The 19,972-nt window shown below is 45.4% G+C and carries 14 protein-coding genes and 1 pseudogene; 1 reads left to right on the top strand and 14 read right to left on the bottom strand.

What is annotated here, in order from left to right:
* From DA100_RS19865 to DA100_RS19815, 11 genes and pseudogenes are all read right to left on the bottom strand, one after another.
* A pseudogene (locus tag DA100_RS19865) lies at positions 1-547 on the bottom strand (hypothetical protein); the annotation flags it as partial.
* A 77-nt stretch (positions 548-624) separates the two neighbouring features.
* A complete protein-coding gene (locus DA100_RS19860) occupies positions 625-1,593 on the bottom strand; it encodes a DUF6708 domain-containing protein (RefSeq protein ID WP_138973712.1) in 969 nt (322 codons plus the stop codon).
* Positions 1,590-4,808 (bottom strand): LysM domain-containing protein, encoded by a 3,219-nt coding sequence (locus DA100_RS19855; RefSeq protein WP_138973711.1) that lies wholly within the window; start codon positions 4,806-4,808, stop codon positions 1,590-1,592. Before DA100_RS19855 ends, DA100_RS19860 begins: the two co-directional genes overlap by 4 nt.
* Positions 4,805-5,698 (bottom strand): DUF4123 domain-containing protein, encoded by an 894-nt coding sequence (locus DA100_RS19850; RefSeq protein ID WP_138973710.1) that lies wholly within the window; start codon positions 5,696-5,698, stop codon positions 4,805-4,807. The genes DA100_RS19855 and DA100_RS19850 overlap by 4 nt, the downstream gene beginning before the upstream one ends.
* Positions 5,695-7,755, bottom strand: a complete 2,061-nt coding sequence (gene tssI, locus DA100_RS19845; protein ID WP_138973709.1) for a type VI secretion system tip protein VgrG — start codon at positions 7,753-7,755, stop codon at positions 5,695-5,697. Before tssI ends, DA100_RS19850 begins: the two co-directional genes overlap by 4 nt.
* A gap of 121 nt (positions 7,756-7,876) precedes the next feature.
* Complete coding sequence (locus tag DA100_RS19840; RefSeq protein ID WP_138972011.1) at positions 7,877-8,395, bottom strand: Hcp family type VI secretion system effector; 519 nt, start codon at positions 8,393-8,395, stop codon at positions 7,877-7,879.
* A 360-nt stretch (positions 8,396-8,755) separates the two neighbouring features.
* A complete protein-coding gene (hemN, locus tag DA100_RS19835) occupies positions 8,756-10,144 on the bottom strand; it encodes an oxygen-independent coproporphyrinogen III oxidase (protein WP_138973708.1) in 1,389 nt (462 codons plus the stop codon).
* A gap of 184 nt (positions 10,145-10,328) precedes the next feature.
* Positions 10,329-10,817, bottom strand: a complete 489-nt coding sequence (locus DA100_RS19830) for a DUF2489 domain-containing protein (RefSeq protein WP_138973707.1) — start codon at positions 10,815-10,817, stop codon at positions 10,329-10,331.
* Positions 10,818-10,825: 8 nt separating this feature from the next.
* The gene (gene yihI, locus DA100_RS19825) at positions 10,826-11,377 is read right to left on the bottom strand and encodes a Der GTPase-activating protein YihI (RefSeq protein ID WP_138973706.1); all 552 of its coding nucleotides are present in this window, start codon (positions 11,375-11,377) and stop codon (positions 10,826-10,828) included.
* Positions 11,377-12,015 carry a class I SAM-dependent methyltransferase gene (locus tag DA100_RS19820; protein WP_171052264.1) on the bottom strand — a complete coding sequence of 213 codons (639 nt, stop codon included), beginning with the start codon at positions 12,013-12,015 and terminating at the stop codon, positions 11,377-11,379. Before DA100_RS19820 ends, yihI begins: the two co-directional genes overlap by 1 nt.
* A gap of 716 nt (positions 12,016-12,731) precedes the next feature.
* A complete protein-coding gene (locus DA100_RS19815) occupies positions 12,732-13,349 on the bottom strand; it encodes a c-type cytochrome (RefSeq protein ID WP_138973704.1) in 618 nt (205 codons plus the stop codon).
* A gap of 135 nt (positions 13,350-13,484) precedes the next feature.
* On the opposite strand from DA100_RS19815, the gene yihA reads away from it, so the two are divergent.
* Entirely contained in the window at positions 13,485-14,150 is a 666-nt protein-coding gene (gene yihA / locus DA100_RS19810) for a ribosome biogenesis GTP-binding protein YihA/YsxC (RefSeq protein WP_138973703.1), read from the top strand.
* Between the two features lie 724 nt (positions 14,151-14,874).
* On the opposite strand, the gene polA is transcribed toward yihA, so the two are convergent.
* From polA to hemB, 3 genes are all read right to left on the bottom strand, one after another.
* Complete coding sequence (polA, locus tag DA100_RS19805) at positions 14,875-17,670, bottom strand: DNA polymerase I (RefSeq protein WP_138973702.1); 2,796 nt, start codon at positions 17,668-17,670, stop codon at positions 14,875-14,877.
* A 622-nt stretch (positions 17,671-18,292) separates the two neighbouring features.
* Complete coding sequence (locus tag DA100_RS19795; protein WP_138973701.1) at positions 18,293-18,733, bottom strand: GNAT family N-acetyltransferase; 441 nt, start codon at positions 18,731-18,733, stop codon at positions 18,293-18,295.
* A gap of 66 nt (positions 18,734-18,799) precedes the next feature.
* Entirely contained in the window at positions 18,800-19,849 is a 1,050-nt protein-coding gene (gene hemB, locus DA100_RS19790) for a porphobilinogen synthase (RefSeq protein WP_138973700.1), read from the bottom strand.
* Positions 19,850-19,972: the final 123 nt, after the last annotated feature.

Raw genomic sequence — 19,972 nt, 5'->3', positions numbered from 1 at the left:
AATCGGCATTGACCGCGTGTTTAGGGTTAAGCCAGAGCATTAACTCATAGCCATCTTTTAACCGCCCGTAGCCCATATGGGTTTTTGCAACAATGACGGATATTTCACACTCTTGCCATGGAATACGATAGAGCACTTTATCGTGCCAAACGTAAACCTCTTGGTTTTGTTTATGAAAGCGTACCGGCATGGCGATGGGCTTGAAAAGTCCTACCGCTATAGTGACTCCGATCAATGCCAAATAAATTAAGTCAATAACATAGGTATCTGACCATGACAGTCCATCAATAAATCCCCAACCTTTTAACCCGATCCATATCAGGGTAAATAGAAACACCAGCCCCATAAACTCCCCCATATCTTCAGCGTCTTTTCTTCGGTGAACGATGGGGATTTTTTTATTGCCGGGGTTTAATGGTTCTTGCTGAATTAAATGACCATTAGGGTAATGTTCCACACCGTGTTGGGTAATATGGAAGTTGGGAGTAATACCAAAGTCTTCTGGCCCGACCCAATGATTGGGGCCGACTTGTCTAATCTCACTCATGATGGGTTATTCCTCCGCGAACAGCTCGACTGCCGCTCGATTGAGCGCCAGTGCGGATAAACTGTCGTGAAAAACGTCTAATGCCAATTGCATCGTTTACCTGTCCACTCATGGACCTGTTCTGGCCATTTGTCTTTCAGAGGATTACACCAAAGTGCAAAATCAGCGGGTCTGAGCAGAAAACTAAGTGGCAAAACAAGAATAAAGGTAACAATTGCAAACAGCCGACTCCGACCTTCTTCTTCAGCGAGTTCAAAGTTAACACCCATCTGTCTTGGCTCTTTACTGATTTGGTACCACAGTGGCTGTTCATCAGCCATATAACGGCGAACGTATTCCCAATAGCCATACATAGGCGCATGACTGCCCATATGGCGAAGTAAACTGAGATATTGATGGCGTTGACCAGTTAAATCGGCATTGACCGCGTGTTTAGGGTTAAGCCAGAGCATTAACTCATAGCCATCTTTTAACCGCCCGTAGCCCATATGGGTTTTTGCCACAATGACGGATATTTCACACTCTTGCCATGGAATGCGATAGAGCACTTTATTGTGCCAAACGTAAACCTCTTGGTTTTGTTTATGAAAGCGTACCGGCATGGCGATGGGCTTGAATAAACTTAAGCCCATACAAATGGCGAGAATTGCCAGAACGGTGATATCGACGTAACTGAGTGACCATGTATCTCCAGCGGTGTAAACCATCGAAGTCTTGACAAGCAGCCAGAACAAGGCAAAGAAAATTACTGCAAATATATTTGCTCCTCTGCCATGGACAGACTGAACACGCATATCAAGAAAATCTTTATGGCCACCAGCAGAAAACAGTTCAAAGAATTCACCTAAGTCTTCTTTTTCTCCGGGTTCAGTTGTTTCATGCACCAAAGTTATTTTCTTATTCCCTGGATGAAGCGGCTCTTGTTGCATTAAATGGCCATTAGGGTAGTGATCCACGCCGTGTTGGGTAATATGGAAGTTGGGGGTAAAGCCAAACTCCTCTGGCCCAACCCAATGATTGGGACCAACTTGTCTAATCTCACTCATGATTTAGTTTTCTCGATTTCAAAAGACTCCAACTCAGTGCTGCTGCGCCAGAATTCAAACAAATGTTTGTCATCACTGATGGTTATTTTCGGATACTTTAACGAAACAGGATAACCAGCGGGGTTATGATAAGCGAGCGCCAGTTGATAAAAACGATAGTCTGTTTCCAGTTCTGTTTCATCGACCTCAAAGCTCAGCGCGGCAGTGGTGTCATTAAGCAGAGTGATCTTGCCGTTAAGCTGATTGGTTTGCCAGCGATTTTCTCGACTGTGGCTCACCAGTAGATCCTTAGTGTCCTTCTGCGCATAACCCTGCAGATACACACTGACATCGCTGGTTAATGGCACAAAACCCGGCAGTAAGATATGCAGCGTAAAACGGCTCAGACCATCGGTTTGACTAACATTGAGTAGCTGTGGGATGGGTTTAAATAAATAGTCGCCAAACGCGGTCAGCTCTTGTTGCATCACTCTAATCGCATCCTCTAGCTTGGCATCTTGGTCAAAAAGCTTCAGTCGTTGTTCCAAGGTGTTGAATTTGGACTTACCGTAAGCATAATTGCCACGGCCCCAGAAAGAGCCTTTTAAAAACAGTTGGGTTTTATCGTCCATTACAGAGGCTCTGATTATCTCTAGCGTCAGCGCTGTGACACCCAGTACCACAGCAGCGACCGCCATAACCGGCGCCGCCGCAGGCACCAGTGCCACCCAGGCGCAATACGCCGCCATGCCATTGACCAACAATGTTACCCCTGACACCACCGTGGCTAAGGCATTTTGGTTACCAACCAGATCAGTGCCAAGTTGATACCCGCTGCCCAGGGCGGCAACAACGCCCCCGATAACCGGCAACCAACGAAAAGTCACTTCAGTAACAATGGTGGCCCAGTGTCCTATGCGCTCTGCGAATTTTGTCGAATTTAAAAAGGTAAGTTTGGTTCGTTTTATCTGTGAGACTAATTTACTAGAGATGGACTTACCAAGCAGTTTAGCACCATCTTCCTTCATAAACTCAGTAAAGACTTGCTTACCGCCGACTTGGCCAAAGCGTGCCCCAGCAAAGTGATCGAGCGCGGCAAAAGAACTGGTGATCAATCCTAAATACCCATTTGACTGTTCTAGAAAGACTTTTAAGTGGCCATCTTTTTCTGCCGTGCTGTTCATCTGTGTGGTGTTGTAAACCTGAACTAAAAAGAACAGGCCGACGGCACTGCTTTGCACATTGGGGGTAAATACCTGCTCTGTTTGGCGATAGAGCTTCATCAAGGCGGTTTTTTCACTTAAGAAATCATTGCCGTTAACCTGTTTAAGCCAATATTTCGCGTGCTTTTCAACCGTAGTGAGCTTTTTACCCGGGGCAGACGTCTGGTTGACCGCATACAGGTTGAGCGTTTGAGTGCTGGTTTGTTGTCGTGGAGCGTTGGTGATATGCCCGGTTGCCGCAAAGACCATCACGGCATACGAAGCCTCAATATCAAACATCACATCAGCCAGATTGCTGGTTACCAATGGGAATTGATAGTTATAGCGGTAAGTAAGCAGGCTATAGGTCTCCTGCCAAAGCACAACCGTCTTGCCTTCATGACTTAATTGAACCAAAGGGCTGGCGATAGACTGTATCAGTCCATCGGTGGCCACCGTTGCAGGCATATCACCCGATTCAATCAGCCCACTTCTTACACTGGCAATCGCTTCAATACTAGAATTGCTGTTGGTTGTTCCGTTAAGCTCTTTTAGCCATTTAGAGCCTTCTAACACCAATGGCTTGGCAAAGCCTAGCGCGGCTAAGAAGTGCGCCCCAGCCCCTTTTTCCTGTTGTGGTTGCTCAGAGACCACGGCAAGCAAGGTTTTACTCCAGCGTTGAGCCAGTGCAACGCCTTGATCGGTTGCCTCAAGATTGTTGGTCATCGCGAACAAGAGGCTTTCTTTAAGCGCGATTTGTTCTTTATCACTGTCATCTAACCAGGCGAGCGCGATATCTAGCTGTTCATGATCTAACCAAGTCAACCAATCTTCAGACAAGGTTTCAAGCTGCTGCTTGAGTTTGGGCATCGCATCTTGGTATTCCTTTAGGTAGCCTTCCATCTCATCAACGTGCAAGCACTTTTCTAACTCTTGCTTTCTTGAAGAACCTGCTGCCGCTTGGCGTTGTTCCATTTCTTGATCACTGCGCTTACGGGCAGAGAGTGCGGCAGCGTAATGACCCGTTGGTTGATATTGTGAGACTTTCGACGCGGCCTGTGTCATCTCGTTGTCGATGATGTGCTTGGTTAATTTTGCCATCTGGAGAGGATGTTGCGACGTGCTCAAACTCGACATGGTGAGCTCGTAAGCAATAGAGAACTCACGGCACAGATCGGTAGCGATACCAATCGCATCAACCAGACAGACCGCGTAGTTATTTTTAGGCGTTTGTGCTTCGTATGGTACGCGTATCCCATTGATATCAGAGACCGGCTCTAATGCAGGAAACGTCCATTTTAGAACACTCTCTACCACTTGCGTATTGGCGAACAAGTTCTCAATATCATAAAGCGGTCTGGTATCTGGCGCGTTGCCTGCCGCAGCTTGTGCAAAGTCGATACGCTGACCGAGTTTGATAATGGTATCTGGGTTGGCTTGTAAGTTTGATAATCTTAACTCTGATAGTGGCGTAATGCTAAGCCACATGGTGGCTTTTGTTTTCTGTTTTTGCTTAAGGATCGGTAAAGCGGATTTCACTTCTGGAGGCATCTCGCCAAACACACAACGAGCATCTTGTGCGATACCCTCTTGATAAAGCACTTCGATAAGGTACTGATCGTCCTCGTTATAAAAGTAGACGGTATGATCGATGAGCTCTCGAGCAATATAATGATGCTCTTGCATATTGGCTAAGTCGACGCCAACTGACAAGGTCTCAGGGAGTTTTGCTGAGCTATCCTTATCTGCCACCGCATAACGCATCGGTTTTACTGTGAACCATTCATCTCTGAGTGGACACTCTTCGACGACATTGTCTAACGGTTTTGAACTGGTGACGATGGCCGCATTGGTTGCGGGATCTGAAGTACCAGAAACAAGTACCGCATCCTGTGGGATATGAATGACATCACCGGCACGAATGTTATTCGGATCAGAAATGTTAGGATTCGCGTTCTGTATCGCTTTTAAGGTTATGCCGTTTGCGCGCGCGATACCGGTTAAGGTATCTCCTGATTGAATGGTATAGTTCATGGATAGTTCTCCACTGAGTCTCGTGGATTTTGAGCAAGTGAGACAGATAATTGATTGGCGAGTTTTAAACGTTGCTCTAAGGGAGCTTTAACGTCATGCAGACAAGCCGTTACTTCAGGATAAAGTGAGCTTTTACCTAACACATCGCCAAGTCGGCAAACGATATTGAGGTAATATGTGGCTAATTGTTCGTTGACTTGACCAAGCGGTTGTAAGTCAGCCAGTTGCTGCAAAACAAACGCGTGCGTTTCTAGTTTGCTTGCTTGCAGTCTGTCAGGAAAATATGCCTCTATGTGCTGGATAAGTCGCCATGCTGTGTATGCTGTGCTCGCATCACTCAGGCCCTGCCACTCTTCATCGGTAAAGAAGGCTTCTTTTAACGCTTGGGGTGTTTCCAAACACGATTTCGCTTCACCGTATTGCTGGTTAAAAAGGTTTGGTAGCCATATGTTTTTCATTGGCCCCATCCAAGACTCAAAGCGTGTTTCATCTGCCGCTTTGAGTAAATAAAGCATAATAATGGGGTCATATAAACGAGCTAAATTATTTTCTAACCCACCATGCTGACACAAAATGAGTTTCTTCCAGTGTGTTTCGAGATCATCTATAGAAGCGTTGGATTCGAAAATAACCCCATACCGATAAGGCGCAGTGTCATGAGCCCAATCTTGAATTTGTTTTGACCATGTAACAAGGTATGGACCAATATCCGATACGTTTTGCCAACGTGTATTACGCAATAGAGCTCGATACTCGATGGGAGTCGTCAGCTCTCTGCCTAACGTTGCGATGTTAAACTCAAGTTTCGGCAGCAGTGCACCATCGAGAACCATCCAACGGGCTAGCCTTGATACTGGTGGAAGCTCGGTAGAGTATTGGAAAGTTTTCATGACTGAGCCTCCTCACAAGCTCGGCAAATTGGACTGCCGTTTATTGCTGCCTCAAGAACCGTATTTCGTTGTTGCTCTGTGACCAGTGGTGGTTCCATCTCTTGCGGTGCTTGCTGCAACTCTAACCCATTCGGTAGTGCGGCTTGCTGGCCTCCATACCCGCTGCCGCTACCCGGGCTACCGCCCGAGTTTATATTGATTTTTGGCCCAACCAGACTGACGCCAGACGCGTCCAGTTTTACAAAGCTGCCGCCGGCTTTGAGGGTGGTTTCAGAGCCAGCATCTATCACCACTTTATGACCAACCTTGATGTGAATTTCATCACCTGATTGAATGGCGTGGAGCGCACCGACCTTTTGGTGCAAGCTGCCCTCAATAATCGAGGTGGCATCTTGTTTGACTAGAGTTCGGCTTTCGCCCTCCACGGTGAGGTTGTGGCTGTTTTTAATCTGAGTGAAGTGGTCGTTATCGATTGTGATATGTTGGTCGTGCTTGACATGAGTGGTCATGTCATTCAGCACTATCGAGTCAAAATCCTTCTGTGCATGAAGATAGATTTGCTCTTGGTCTGCTTGGTCTTCAAAACTCAGTTCGTTAAAGCCTTGCCCTTGGTGGGTCTCACTGCGCAGGACGGTTTTGGTTTTGTTGTTGGGCAGAACATAGGGCGGCTTATTGACCGCATGATAGGTGCGCCCCGTGATGATGGGCTGATCAGGGTCACCATTGAGAAATGAGACAATCACTTCGTGGCCAATACGAGGTAAAGCGACCATGCCGTACTGGCTGCCCGCCCAACCTTGAGAGACTCGCACCCAACATGAACGATGTTCAGGGTTTCTCTCTTCGCGATCCCAGTGGAAATGGACTTTTACGCGACCATGTTCGTCACAGAAGATTTCTTCTCCCTCTGGGCCGACGACCGTCGCGATCATGGGGCCATCGACTCTAGGTTTGGTCTCGGGCTGCGCTTGCCAATTGAGATGAGCGGGGATGGCTTGCCATTGGTTGGCGTAGGTCGTCTTGCCTTGAGTGCCCTCTTCCTCGAGTGCTTGAGCCTGTTCGCCTTGGTGATTGACTTGAACCAGCAGCCAAGCGCGATTAAAGGATGTGTTGAGGTGGTCACTCAAGGTAAATTTATACCCTGAGCGGAGCAAAAATTCGTTGCTTTTGCCTTTGGCTAACTGGGCGTCACGGCGCAGATAACTCAAGCGAGTGCGGGTGAAGGCGATGCCATTTGGGTCATCTTTGTAGCGACCTGGCGCATCAAAGTGCACGTAAGTGGGTTGTTGATAATCCATCTCCGTGCCGTGAGCCAATTGGCTAAAGGAATAAGCCGGGTTTTTAAAGCTGTAGTCTTTGAGTTCTACCTCACTGACGTGGGCCTCGGATTGATAAGAAAAATCTTGGATATACGGCACATCGCTGACACCACCCGCTAGCCCGTTGTACGGAATAGGCTGAGGTAAGGAGGGCAGCAGCACAGTGGCATCACTGAACAGCAAGGTGTGTTTTCCGGCTTCATGAATAAAGCTGTAGACCATGCCTTCTTCCGCGGCGAGGCGGTGGAGAAAGTCGAGGTCACTTTCACGGTATTGGACACAAAACTCACGTTGAGCCGGCTCGCGTTGCAGTGAAAAGGCATAGTCATGAATGCCCATCTCCTGCAATAGCGTCTCGATGATGTCAGGCGTGGTCTTATGTTGGAAAATCCGGCTGTTGTGGCGCAGCGAGAGACGTTCCAGCGCAGGTACCAGCGTCAAGGCATAGCGAGTATGGTGATGACCAATGTCGCCCTGGGTGAACGCGCGCGCTATCCCATGTACGCGTTGCACCAACACTTGGTTGCGGTACATGCGCAGCTCGACCTGTCGATCCACTACTTGGTCTGCGGTTAAGTCATGCCGACGGCTGGCTAAGGTGATTTGATAACAAAAACCGTAACAAGGTCGATGATGAAACACGCTGGCAGACAAGGACTCTTGCCCATCGAACTGAGTCACAACCAAGGCATCATCGCCGAGTCCTTCTATATCTATGGTGTACGCCAATGTCGCCATACGTCTCTCCTATCGTTAACCCTAAACACAAAAAACCTTCACCACAAATCACCGTGAAAAGGATGGTCTGAGGTTAAGGTTTTCAGGTGGCCCCATGGGGAGCCACCGAAAATCAAAGTGATTAAGCTTCGATAGGTTTACGCCAATCGTCTGAACCTGACGTACCTGCGTTGACGTGATCCCAAGTGATCTTACGGTACGACATTGAGACCGTTAGATTTTGCGTGAAGTCGGACATCGACGGATCTTGACAGTGTGGCATCTCACACTGGATATCGACGATAGACGCGTTTTCTAGCTTAGTGGTGAAGAAGTTCTCTTGTTTGCCTTCGATAGAGGTGCGGTACCATTTAAGCTCTACGTTCTTCATCTTCTCACCAGAAGAAAGCGCGTTGTACAGCAGTGGTACGGCTTTGTTGAGAGTGACGGTAAACTTGAAGGGTTTATGGACGCGTTGACCAGAAGGTTGACCAGATTGTGGATCGGTCGGAACCGAAATGACGTGGTCAAACTTCTGAACCAGCATCTCGTCTTCGTGACCTTCTACATAAGAGTCACCGATAGAGTCAGCCGTACAAGCGCCCGCCGTGATCAGACCCTGAGTTTCACCGTCGATAGAAATATAACATGGAGTTGGCATAGTAAAATCCTTAGAGGTTGTGTGTAATAACACTTACTCTTAATCAAAAAGCGTGCCAAAATGAAAATGTATATATTTCAACAATTTAAGCGTTTATTAATATACAAGCTGAGCAACTTTTTGCTCGAATCGAGCAAGATCTTGCTCAGGTCGAGCAAAAAGTTGCCCGGAAGCAAGAAATGCACCGAGGAGACTGTGAACAATCACAAATGATGAAAAATCAGAAAATACCCCACTGCTACAGAGGGGTCGTTCGCAACAGTATGGTTTGCTATCCAGTACGTTGCGAACACGTTAAGTGATAGGAGTTAAGCTTTAACGCTGGCTTTTCAGATTCAACATCGTCCAATCGAATAATGGCTAGATGACTCGAGAGAATTGTTGCTGCCTTGCCTTAGCTCTTAGGTACTTATCGAAACACATACAGATGTTACGGATAAGCAAACGGCCACGCAGTGTGACGCGAATTTCTTGGTCATTCACTTCAACCAATTCATCATTGATAAAGGTCTGAAGTAACCCTAAGTCTTCTTTGAAGTACGTATTAAAGTTCACACCGAATTCTGACTCTATCTGCGTTTTATCAAGTTTGAAGTTACAGATAAGCTGTTTAATGACTTCACGGCGTAGTAAGTCATCACTATCAAGAGCTACGCCTTTCCATAGAGCATGGCGCTGATCGTTGACTTGCGCATAGTATTTCTTGAGCTCTTTCTGGTTCTGAGCGTAAGCATCACCAATCATTGAGATAGCAGAAACACCAAATCCGACCAAATCCGCTTCACCTTGTGTGGTGTAACCCTGGAAGTTGCGGTGCAACACACCATTTCGCTGAGCAACCGCTAGCTCATCATCCGGCTGGGCAAAATGATCCATACCGATAAACTGATAGCCTGCGTTAGTGAGCGTCGCAATGGTATCTTGCAAGATAGCCATCTTCTCTTCAGCTACCGGTAGATCTTCATCTTTGATTTTACGTTGAGCAGCAAAGAGTTGTGGCATGTGAGCGTAGTTAAATACAGAAAGACGTCCTGGGGTCATCTCCAGTACTTGCTTCAGAGTCGCCGCAAATGACTCTTTTGTCTGCTTAGGCAAACCGTAAATAAGGTCTAAATTTGTCGAACGGAAGCCAAGCTCTTTCGCTCGCTCAACCATAGCAAAGATAAACTCCTCATCCTGCTCTCGGTTAACTAGCTTCTGAACTTCTTTATTGAAATCCTGAACACCGATACTCAGACGGTTAAACCCTTCGCTACGCAAGTGATCCAGCATATCCAGTTCAATTTCTCTTGGATCAACTTCGATACTGATTTCTGCTTCAACCTCAAAGAAGAACTCACCACGGAGAATGGCCATTAAACGGCTAATCTGCGCTTTGGTTAAGAAGGTTGGTGTACCCCCACCAAAGTGAAGCTGAGTCACTTTTCGCCCTTGCAGTAGTGCCGCACGCGTTCTAATTTCCAGTTCCAGTACATCAAGGTACTCATCCGCTTTATGAGCATGACGAGTAATCACCTTGTTGCAACCACAGTAGTAACAAAGCTTGTGGCAGAAAGGGATATGAATGTATAGCGACAAAGGACGCTCAGGATACTGCGTACAAGCCATATCATAGTCAGCGACAGTGAAGGCCTCGTGAAACTCCAACGCGGTTGGGTATGAGGTATAACGAGGACCAGAGTAGTTGTACTTATCTAGAACGGCTTGATCCCAGACAATTTGTTGGCTTGCGACGACAGGCTGCGACATGATGGTAGTTCCGTTTGGGCTGTAAGACTTAATTTGGCTTAAGAAGCCATTGTAGTTAGCAGGCTATTTTGCCACACCTAGATGATAGTCGTCGGGGGACTGGCTGCATTTTGAGTGGCAATACTCAGAATTGATAACTCGATCACTACCCTTTTAGGATAGGTGATCGAGCTATAATACCAATCTAGATCATTTGAATATTGATCTGATTATTCAGCGGTTGAACCTTTTTCTGCAGTTGCTTCAATTCTTCAACAATCGCATCCTGAAGACGAGACTCTGCTTTGTGACGTTCTAGGTTTTGTTTCATGCGATCTTGCTTAGCAAGTTTCTGGCGTTCTTCTCCACGCGCCATATCTTTAACGATATGGAACAGTTCCGATGTCGCCGGATACTCTTTATCAAAATCAACCCTATCTTCACCCTGAACATAATCCATGATGTTGTATAGGCGGATACTCACCTCAGATAGGTCACACTGCTCTTGGATGCCCGCTAAGCAAAGGACGTGGACGCTTTCAAAAATGTTGGCATTACGTTTTTCAATTGCAAGCTTTTGATGCTGCAATTGCAATTCCTTTTGCTTTTTAAGCTTGAGCAGAAGGTAACCCGCATATGATGCTAAGCCGAGAATAATCACTCCGCCCGCGATGGCTAATAAGGTTACATTCATTGGCTCACTTATCCTTTAAATTGGTTCAAATCCAGATCTTCAAACTGAGAGAGTAAATCGTCATCCGATTGTGCTTTCTTGTAGCTTGCTTCCACCATTGGTGATTCATCCGCTGGTTGCTCTGAATCATCTTCATCATAGATGCCCAATTGCTTCATCAACACTTCAATGCGCGCAAGTTTCTCATCAACGTATTTCTGTAGGCCTGCACCTAGGTTTTCACCTTCATCAATACGGTCAAGCAACACGTTCAGTTGAGCGTCATTTTCTAGCATCTCTAGCTCTTGTTCAGCATTGAGACGTCGCTCTGATTTGGTTAGCTTCTTCTGCGGCTCGGCAATCAAAGGAATCTTTTTCTTGCTGCCTAAACGCGGATCACGCTGCTGACCAGCTGTTTGTGACTTGTGCTGTTTTTCGTCAGAGTTGCGGCTGCCAGTCTTTAGGCCTTTGCGCTTTTTATCTCTTTTACGTAGACGTCCTTCAACGTCTGATTGTGTGCGGTTACGTACAACGATAACGTCGTTGTGACCACCAGATCTCTTTTTCTTACTACGGCTCATTACTGGGCTTTCCTTAGTAAAATTACATCATTACCAATAAATTCAAGCTCGAGCTGATCCCGCTCTGCCAGATAGCGAAACGTATTGCGACTAAAAAAGACCACATGCGTAGGATCATTTTTATAGTGCCATGAGGCAAACGCTTCAAAATCAATGACCATTTTGGTCATTAGACCAATCCAGCCACCTGGCTTAACTAAATTCAACCATTGCTGCCACACTTGGTTAGGCTGATATAAGTGCTCTATTACTTCAGTGGCAGTCATAAAGTCATACGTTTTACTCAACACCTCAGTATCAGGGTGATAGTAAATATCGTACAAACTCATGGTATGTCCCTGCTCTTGCAACATTAATGATAATGTTGGTCCCGGGCCACAACCAAAATCAATTCCGTGAGAACTTGGCTCAATACGCTCTAATATGGGGTCACAGACCCTAGATAAAAAGCGTCGATACCCTTCATCGGCTGGATCATTCTCATGCAAATCGTAGTGGGCTTTTTCTTCTTTTGCATCTAAACGATGATCAGGATTAACGAAAACAAGCTCACACTGCTGACAGCGAAGATACTCTCGTCGCTTATCTGCATAGTAGTGTTCAATCTCCAAGCTTTGGCAAAGGGGGCAGTTATGCATTGTTCCATCCTCAAACGGGGATGCGAAACATACCAGAAAGTCTCCTTAGAGTGGAGCACTATTGTGCAAATATTCATCGATTCATGAAAATTAGGAATAAAAAAAGCGATAGAGCTACTCTATCGCTTTCTAAATGCCTTTCGGCCAAACTGTGTTGCACTTATTTTAGTGCATCAATATTCCATTTGTTTTAGGTGCTTTCCCTGCCAAAAGTGTTGTTTGCCACCATCCTGGTGAGTTTTGGCTTTCCTTTTGACTTCCTGCTACCTGAGCTATTCCTTAGCCTGATCCCTTCCATTGTCTTTAACCATTAGACAAGGTGACCATCCTTATCAAGTAGGTGTCCTACCTACCCTGTATCCATTCTTCAACTACCAAGCGTCCATTACTTGCTTCCATGGAGACTTCCTAGTCTGGTATCCGATATCAACGTCCTGCTGATGAACACACTTTAGCGTTTTACTCTCATTGAACAATCCACTAACAAGAAAAAATACGATTATTTTCTTGTAATTTTTTTATTCATTTATTTTTCAGTTACTTATAAAAACATATGAGAGAAATGAAGTGCAACATATGGTCGATCTCTCACAAACAATAGGGATAGATCATCCATTGCTCCGCGAAGCCGGATGTGATCTGACGCAAACGAAAAAGCCCAGACTCAAGTCTGGGCTTTTTCTTTACAACTATATGCTCGAACGAATAAGTAGGGCTTAGTGTAGGCCACCAACATATTTAGAAAGTGTATCGATATCTTCATCCGTTAGCTTCTTCGCGATATCACGCATCATAGCGTTCATATCGTTAGCGCGATTGCCATCACGGAACTTCTCAAGCTGGGCTTTGATGTAATCTGCATGCTGACCAGAGATCTTAGGGAAGCCAGACAACTCAGTACCATTACCACGAGGGCCATGACACGCAATACATGCAGTTAGACCACGCTCAGCATCGCCAGCGGCGTAAAGCACCTTACCTTTCTCTACAACATTTTCAGGTGTTGAGTTCGATGAGATAGGTAGTGATGCGTAGTAAGCAGACAGATCTTTCATATCTTGCTCTGACAGCGGCATAGCCATGCCACTCATGACAGGGTCGTAACGACCTTGCTTACCACCACTAGTCATACCCAGTTTCAGATCTTTAAGCTGCTTTTCAATATATTTAGCATGCTGACCTGCTAGCTTAGGGTACATTGCGAGTTGACTGTTGCCGTCAGCACCATGGCAGGCAACACATGTTTGGGATTTTGCTTTACCAGCTTCAATGCTGCCTTGGGCCCACACAGAGCAGCTGGCTAAAAGACTCAAGATTAGCGCTAATTTCTTCATGACATTCCATTATAATTATCAAGCTTCCGGTACCACTCATGGTACAATAGGCGACCTTATGCCGAGCACGGTTATTTTACACAATTTCACAAAAAAGTAATCAATCGACTACACAAAGTCGAGATGGAGTTAACAGTGAGCGTAAAAATTCATTATCAAAACACGCATTTCATCACTAGTGCACCTGATATTCGTCACTTGCCGGAGGATGAAGGTATAGAAGTTGCGTTTGCTGGACGCTCCAATGCGGGCAAGTCGAGCTCTTTAAATCGCCTGACTAACCAACGTAGCCTCGCAAAGACCAGTAAAACACCAGGTCGTACGCAACTTATTAACTTATTTAAAGTTACTGACGGCTGCCACATCGTCGATCTTCCAGGATATGGCTTTGCACAAGTTCCTCTGGAAATGAAAAAGAAGTGGCAAAAGTCTCTGGGTGAGTACCTACAGAAACGCCAATGTTTGAAAGGCCTTGTGGTGCTGATGGATATTCGTCACCCAATGAAAGATCTCGACCAACAGCTGATTTTCTGGGCGGTAGACAGTGGCATTCCTGTTCAAGTCCTGCTTACTAAAGCTGACAAGTTAAAAAGCGGTGCTCGCAAAGCCCAAGTGTTGAAAATAAAGAAAGACGCTGTCGGCTTTGGCGGAGATGTTAGTGTCGCTGCTTTCTCATCGCTTAAAGGCATTGGTGTTGACGTATTACGTAACAAACTTGATGAATGGTTTGCACCAGCACTAGCAGAAGCTCTGATTGATGAGATTGTTGACGAAGAAAATAGTGACAACGAAATCGAATAAGCCCGGATTGTCGTGATATCTAGCCCTGCCTCACTGGTGGGGCTTTTTTATTTGGGCTATCTGAATCCGATAATAAAAGCCCCACCTTGTCAGATGGGGCAACGGGAGAGAATAGGTATTATTAGTTATTATTCGCTAAGGATCTGTTATCTGCCGTTGCAAATCAACTTAATCTCTCCAACTAGGATCCTTCATCAATCAAAAGACAATCAACAACAAATCATTGATTTAATTAACTTTATTCAAGGTAGATCTACATTTCACGACGCAGCAAGGTTTTGGTTTTCGAGTCAAAATAACCAAAGTGTGACTGGTAATAAGTTACATATTTTCTTTTAGTTACAAAACTGAAGATAGAGATGGTTTGCTTTGATGATATAAGACAGGAATAAAGGCAGCAGAAATGTTACTTGGATAGAGCCACAAAGTTTTACTTGGCCCAATAAAAAACGCCCCAGTCAAAAGCTGACTGGGGCGGCTGAATCAGCCTAATCCAATAACGTGAAACAAAAGGTCTGAAAGATAGAACATCTTACCTCTGTACCCTACGTCGATTAATGTACAACAATTGGTCAGAAATGAAAACTACTTTTGTAAGTTTTTTTCATTAAAATTTTGTTTAGCAACATTTAGGCAGAATGACTCGATACTTTATTCATGCCAAAAAAAAGCCAGCGTTTGTGCGCTAGCTCATATTAATTCCATTGAAATGGCTATTTTTTGTCTAGTGGGCTTGTTCCCAGTTATCACCATGACCCGCTTCAGCCACAAGAGGCACTGCAAGTTCAGCTGCTGATTCCATTAATTCCTGTACTTTACTTTCAATTTCGGTCAAAGCTGACTCTTGAACTTCAAAAACCAGTTCATCGTGAACTTGCATCAGGAGTTTTACTCGACCATCACCTTCAGCTTGAATCCACTGATCGACTAACAACATTGCTTTCTTGATGATATCGGCCGCAGTTCCCTGCATTGGAGCGTTGATTGCCGCTCGCTCTGCAGCTTTGCGACGCATGCCATTACGAGACTGAATTTCAGGTAAATGCAAACGGCGACCAAAAATGGTTTCAACATAGCCCTGCTCTGCTGCTGCGCTACGAGTATCTTCCATGTACTGCATGACACCTGGGTAACGTTCGAAGTATTTGTTCATGTAGTCTTGCGCTTCGCCACGAGGGATACCAAGTTGCTTCGCCAAACCAAAAGCACTCATGCCGTAAATCAGACCAAAGTTAACCGCTTTAGCGCGACGACGTTGTTCAGAACTCACTTGGTCTATTGTGATGCCCATGATCTCCGCAGCCGTAGCAGCGTGGATATCTTTACCTTGCTGGAACGCGTCCAGTAGTGCTTTATCACCAGATAAGTGAGCCATAATACGCAGTTCGATTTGCGAGTAGTCGACTGCCATGATCTTGTACCCGTGAGGCGCCACAAATGCCTGACGAATTCGACGACCTTCTTCATTACGAATCGGGATGTTCTGTAAGTTAGGATCCGTTGATGACAAGCGACCTGTCGCAGTGACAGCTTGATGATAGGAAGTATGCACACGGCCTGTCACCGGATTAATCATCTTCGGTAGCTTATCCGTGTAGGTCGACTTCAACTTCGCTAAGCCACGATATTCTAGGATTACTTTAGGTAACGGATAATCTAGAGCCAGCTCTTGCAGTACTTCTTCATTAGTTGATGGCGTACCAGATGGCGTCTTCTTAATAACAGGCAGAGCCATTTTTTCAAATAATAGAACCTGCAACTGTTTAGGAGAGTTCATGTTGAACTCTTGCTCAGCGATCTCATACGCCTTCTGCTCTAGTTCATCTAAGCGTAGGGCGATTTCCTGAGACTGGGCTGCGAGTTTCATATCATCAATGAGAACACCAGTACGCTCAATACGAGAAAGAACAGGCACCAACGGAACTTCTATCTCTTGGTAGATCGATTTAAGCTTAGCGTCTTGTTCGATGTTTTCCATCAAGCGGTTGTGAAGACGAAGTGTGACATCGGCATCTTCGGCTGCATATGGTGAGGCTTGATCAAGCTCAATCTGGTTGAAGGTAAGTTGCTTTTTACCCTTACCAGCAATCTGTTCAAATGAGATACAGCTATGCTGAAGGAAACGAAGTGCCAAGCTATCCATATCGTGCTTGCCGCCAACGCTGTTATAAACGTATGACGCTAACATGGTGTCATGCTTGATGCCTTTCATCTCGATACCATAACGAGCGAGCACGCTAGCATCGTATTTCAGGTTTTGTCCCACTTTCGCTTGGTTATCGTCTTCTAGTATTGGCTTCAACTGCTCCAACACCCAATCACGGTCTAGCTGCTGAGGTGCGTCAAGGTAATCATGGGCAACAGGAACATAAGCAGCTACGCCCTCTTCTGTCGCAAACGACACACCGACTAAATTTGCGACCATGTAATCTAGGCTGTCAGTTTCTGTGTCGAAAGCAAAGACTTCCGCTGATGTTAGTTTCTCTAGCCAAACGTTGAATGTCGCTTCATCCAGAATCGTCTCATACTGACTACGATCTATGGTCACTGCCGATGTATTCATATCTGGCACTGAGCTTGCTGATGCACTATTAATCTGAGCACCTGACTTTTCGTCGGCTGCTACGACACCCGTACCACCATCAAGCAGCTCATTTAACCATGATTTAAACACTAACTGACCGTAGAGCTTAATCAATTCATCTTTATTCGGTTCCGCCTTGAGAAGTGATTCAGGCGTGCAATCTAACTCAACATCCAGTTTGATGGTTGCCAATTGGTAAGAAAGCTCAGCATTCTCTTTGTTATCAATTAGCTTCTGCGCCATGGTCTTAGAACCACGGAACCCTAAGCCTGCGATATCATCAAGGTTTTCATAAAGTTTATCGATACCACCGATCCCTTGTAGCAGTGCCGTGGCCGTTTTATCACCAACACCAGGAACCCCAGGAATGTTATCCACTTTGTCGCCCATTAGAGCGAGGTAGTCGATGATCAACTCAGGTGGAATACCAAACTTCTCAACCACTCCTTCACGATCCATTACCACATTAGTCATGGTATTGATCAAAGTGATGTTGTCATCCACCAGCTGAGCCATATCTTTATCACCAGTACTGATAAGTACAGGCATGCCCGCTTGTGATGCTTGGTAAGCCAAAGTACCGATGACATCATCAGCCTCAACACCAGGGATACAGATCAACGGTAGGCCCATTGCTCGAATAACGTTGTGCAGAGGTTCAATCTGGCAACGCAGATCGTCTGGCATTGGTGGTCGGTTTGCCTTGTACTCTGGATACATGTCATCACGGAAAGTTTTACCTTTCGCATCAAAAACCACAGCAATACGGTCAGAAGCAAATTGACGCATCATGCTGCGCAACATATTCACCACACCATAGACAGCGTTGGTAGGAATATCACCATTGCTCATCGTGCCTGGATAAGCATGGAATGCGCGATAAAGGTAAGAAGAACCGTCGATTAGGATTAACGGATTATCAGGAATATGAGCCATAGCTTGTACGTATCCAAAGAGAATGCAAATAAGATCTGCCTAGGATGCCATGACTGCGAGAGTGAATCCATTTTAACTCTTTGCGACCGACTCACACATTTGCACATTCCTTTTTCAACACAACGCCAAAATTGTGGATAACTCTGTTTATATAATTTACCCACAGGATATAAATGGTTAGTAAAAAGACAACCGACACAACTTAACTTTATGTAATAAAAGAATATTTAATTAGATCGATCATTCCCAACTCGATCTAACAATGATCCTTGACTGTGGAAAAGACTATTGGTGTCCTTTTGTTCATCCAAAAATCTTAGCTATAAAAAAAGCGACATCTTTCGATGTCGCCTAGCAAAAAGGGGTCAAAGCATATTCAGGTGAATGTCTCTGCTTTGCCATAAAGCTATAAATTACACTGGAAGCAATGTGAGCAATGTCGTGTCAAAAAGAACTCGTGCAAGTTCGATTAAGTTCTGTGTCATCACCAATTCCAATGTTGAATTTGGCAACTCACCGTCCTTGTGAACTTCTCTCATTCCCTAAGACGAGATAAATAATAACCATTCTCATTTAATGAGTCAACATCTAAATGAGAAAAAATCTCATTTATTTTATTAACTCACTTGAGTACCTTCAAAAAGTGAATTCGGCTCTCGAGCAAAGGATTTTTTTGTTCAAATTTTTCAATGAGATAACCATTCCTAAGCAAGAGTCTTAACATCGCAGGAAATTGATTTCTCGATTTCACTTTTAGCTGCTTATAACCCTGCTCTGCTACCCACTGTTCTTGAATTTCCAACAGTTTTTGCGCCACACCTTTATTACGAGCCAGCGAAGAAACACCTCCGAACCAGCTGTAAAAGGTTTGCTCATCCAATTGATAGCCAATTTTAAAGCCAAGTAGCTTGTCCCCTTCTTGCGCGACCTGAATCAGAGATCGAGCTTTACCTTCCAAGCGCGCCGATAAGCTTTCGAGCGTCTCTTTATGAGCAAACTCTTGGATCTGCTCTACAACTTGGACACACTCTGCGAGCGTTCCCTGACGATAAACTACACTCACTATCAAACTCCTAAACGAAAAAGGGCTGACAACTGCCAGCCTTTCGAAATTACAAACTCATCACAACTATTCTTGCTCTTCTCGTAAGAAAGTCGCTGCTTGAGCATTTTCTTCCGCTAGCCACTCTGCTACGTCTTTGGCAAAGTAGGTCAGAATGCCATCAGCACCTGCGCGCTTAAAGCACAACAGAGATTCCATCACCGTCTCACGCTCTTTCAACCAACCATTGGCAAAGGCCGCTTTGTGCATCGCATACTCACCAGAAACCTGATAAGCAAATGTTGGAACTTGTAGTTCAGACTTAACACGACGAACAATATCAAGATAAGGCATGCCTGGCTTAACCATAACCATATCGGCGCCTTCGTTGACGTCCATCGCGACTTCGTGAATCGCTTCATCACTGTTCGCCGGATCCATTTGGTAGTTCTTCTTATTGCCACCTTTAAGGTTGCTCGCACTACCAACCGCATCGCGGAATGGGCCGTAGTAACATGATGCATACTTCGCAGAGTAAGCCATGATCTGAGTATTGATGTGACCTGCCTGCTCAAGCGCTTCTCGAATTGCGCCGATACGACCATCCATCATGTCAGAAGGCGCGACGACATCTGCGCCTGCCTCTGCGTGTGATAGCGCCTGTTTAATCAGAACTTGAGTGGTTTCATCGTTAAGTACGTAACCCTCTTCATCGATGATGCCGTCCTGACCATGTGTGGTGAACGGATCAAGAGCCACATCTGTGATAACACCGATTTCTGGGATGTGCTCTTTTAGAGAGCGTACTGCACGTTGCACCAAACCTTCTGGGTTGTACGCTTCCGCTGCGCACACACTTTTTGCGTCTTGATTCACAACAGGAAATAGAGCAATCGCAGGCACACCCAACTGAGCAAGGTATTGAGCTTCTTCTAACATCAAATCAATAGAAAGACGTTCAATGCCTGGCATAGATTCCACGGTTTCGCGGCGATCTTTACCCATTAAAATAAACATTGGGTAAATCAAATCATTTACAGACAGTTGGTTTTCAGCCATTAGACGGCGGCTAAAGTCATGCTTGCGCAGACGGCGCATGCGACGGCCAGGGAACTGACCTTGAATCGAAACTGACACTCTATTCTCCTTGTCTGGTGAAAGTGCTTGGATTGCATAATATCACTCCTTGGTAGTGACGCTAGCAACAAAGCAGAAAAATGCAAAAAATGACCAAATGCTCACACTGCCGTATACTGGCAT

The organism is Vibrio sp. Hep-1b-8 (genome assembly GCF_006124995.1).
GTDB lineage: Bacteria > Pseudomonadota > Gammaproteobacteria > Enterobacterales > Vibrionaceae > Vibrio.
The sequence above is the reverse complement of the archived record's forward strand: the minus strand, read 5'-3'. Positions and strand labels throughout refer to the sequence as shown.

Coding starts and splice junctions, on each gene's coding strand:
- DA100_RS19820 (WP_171052264.1), bottom strand. CDS start 12,015: ATGCATAACTGCCCCCTTTGCCAAAGCTTGGAGATTGAACACTACTAT.
- yihI (WP_138973706.1), bottom strand. CDS start 11,377: ATGAGCCGTAGTAAGAAAAAGAGATCTGGTGGTCACAACGACGTTATC.
- DA100_RS19860 (WP_138973712.1), bottom strand. CDS start 1,593: ATGAGTGAGATTAGACAAGTTGGTCCCAATCATTGGGTTGGGCCAGAG.
- DA100_RS19830 (WP_138973707.1), bottom strand. CDS start 10,817: ATGAATGTAACCTTATTAGCCATCGCGGGCGGAGTGATTATTCTCGGC.
- DA100_RS19815 (WP_138973704.1), bottom strand. CDS start 13,349: ATGAAGAAATTAGCGCTAATCTTGAGTCTTTTAGCCAGCTGCTCTGTG.
- tssI (WP_138973709.1), bottom strand. CDS start 7,755: ATGGCGACATTGGCGTACACCATAGATATAGAAGGACTCGGCGATGAT.
- polA (WP_138973702.1), bottom strand. CDS start 17,670: ATGGCTCATATTCCTGATAATCCGTTAATCCTAATCGACGGTTCTTCT.
- hemN (WP_138973708.1), bottom strand. CDS start 10,144: ATGTCGCAGCCTGTCGTCGCAAGCCAACAAATTGTCTGGGATCAAGCC.
- DA100_RS19840 (WP_138972011.1), bottom strand. CDS start 8,395: ATGCCAACTCCATGTTATATTTCTATCGACGGTGAAACTCAGGGTCTG.
- DA100_RS19850 (WP_138973710.1), bottom strand. CDS start 5,698: ATGAAAACTTTCCAATACTCTACCGAGCTTCCACCAGTATCAAGGCTA.
- DA100_RS19855 (WP_138973711.1), bottom strand. CDS start 4,808: ATGAACTATACCATTCAATCAGGAGATACCTTAACCGGTATCGCGCGC.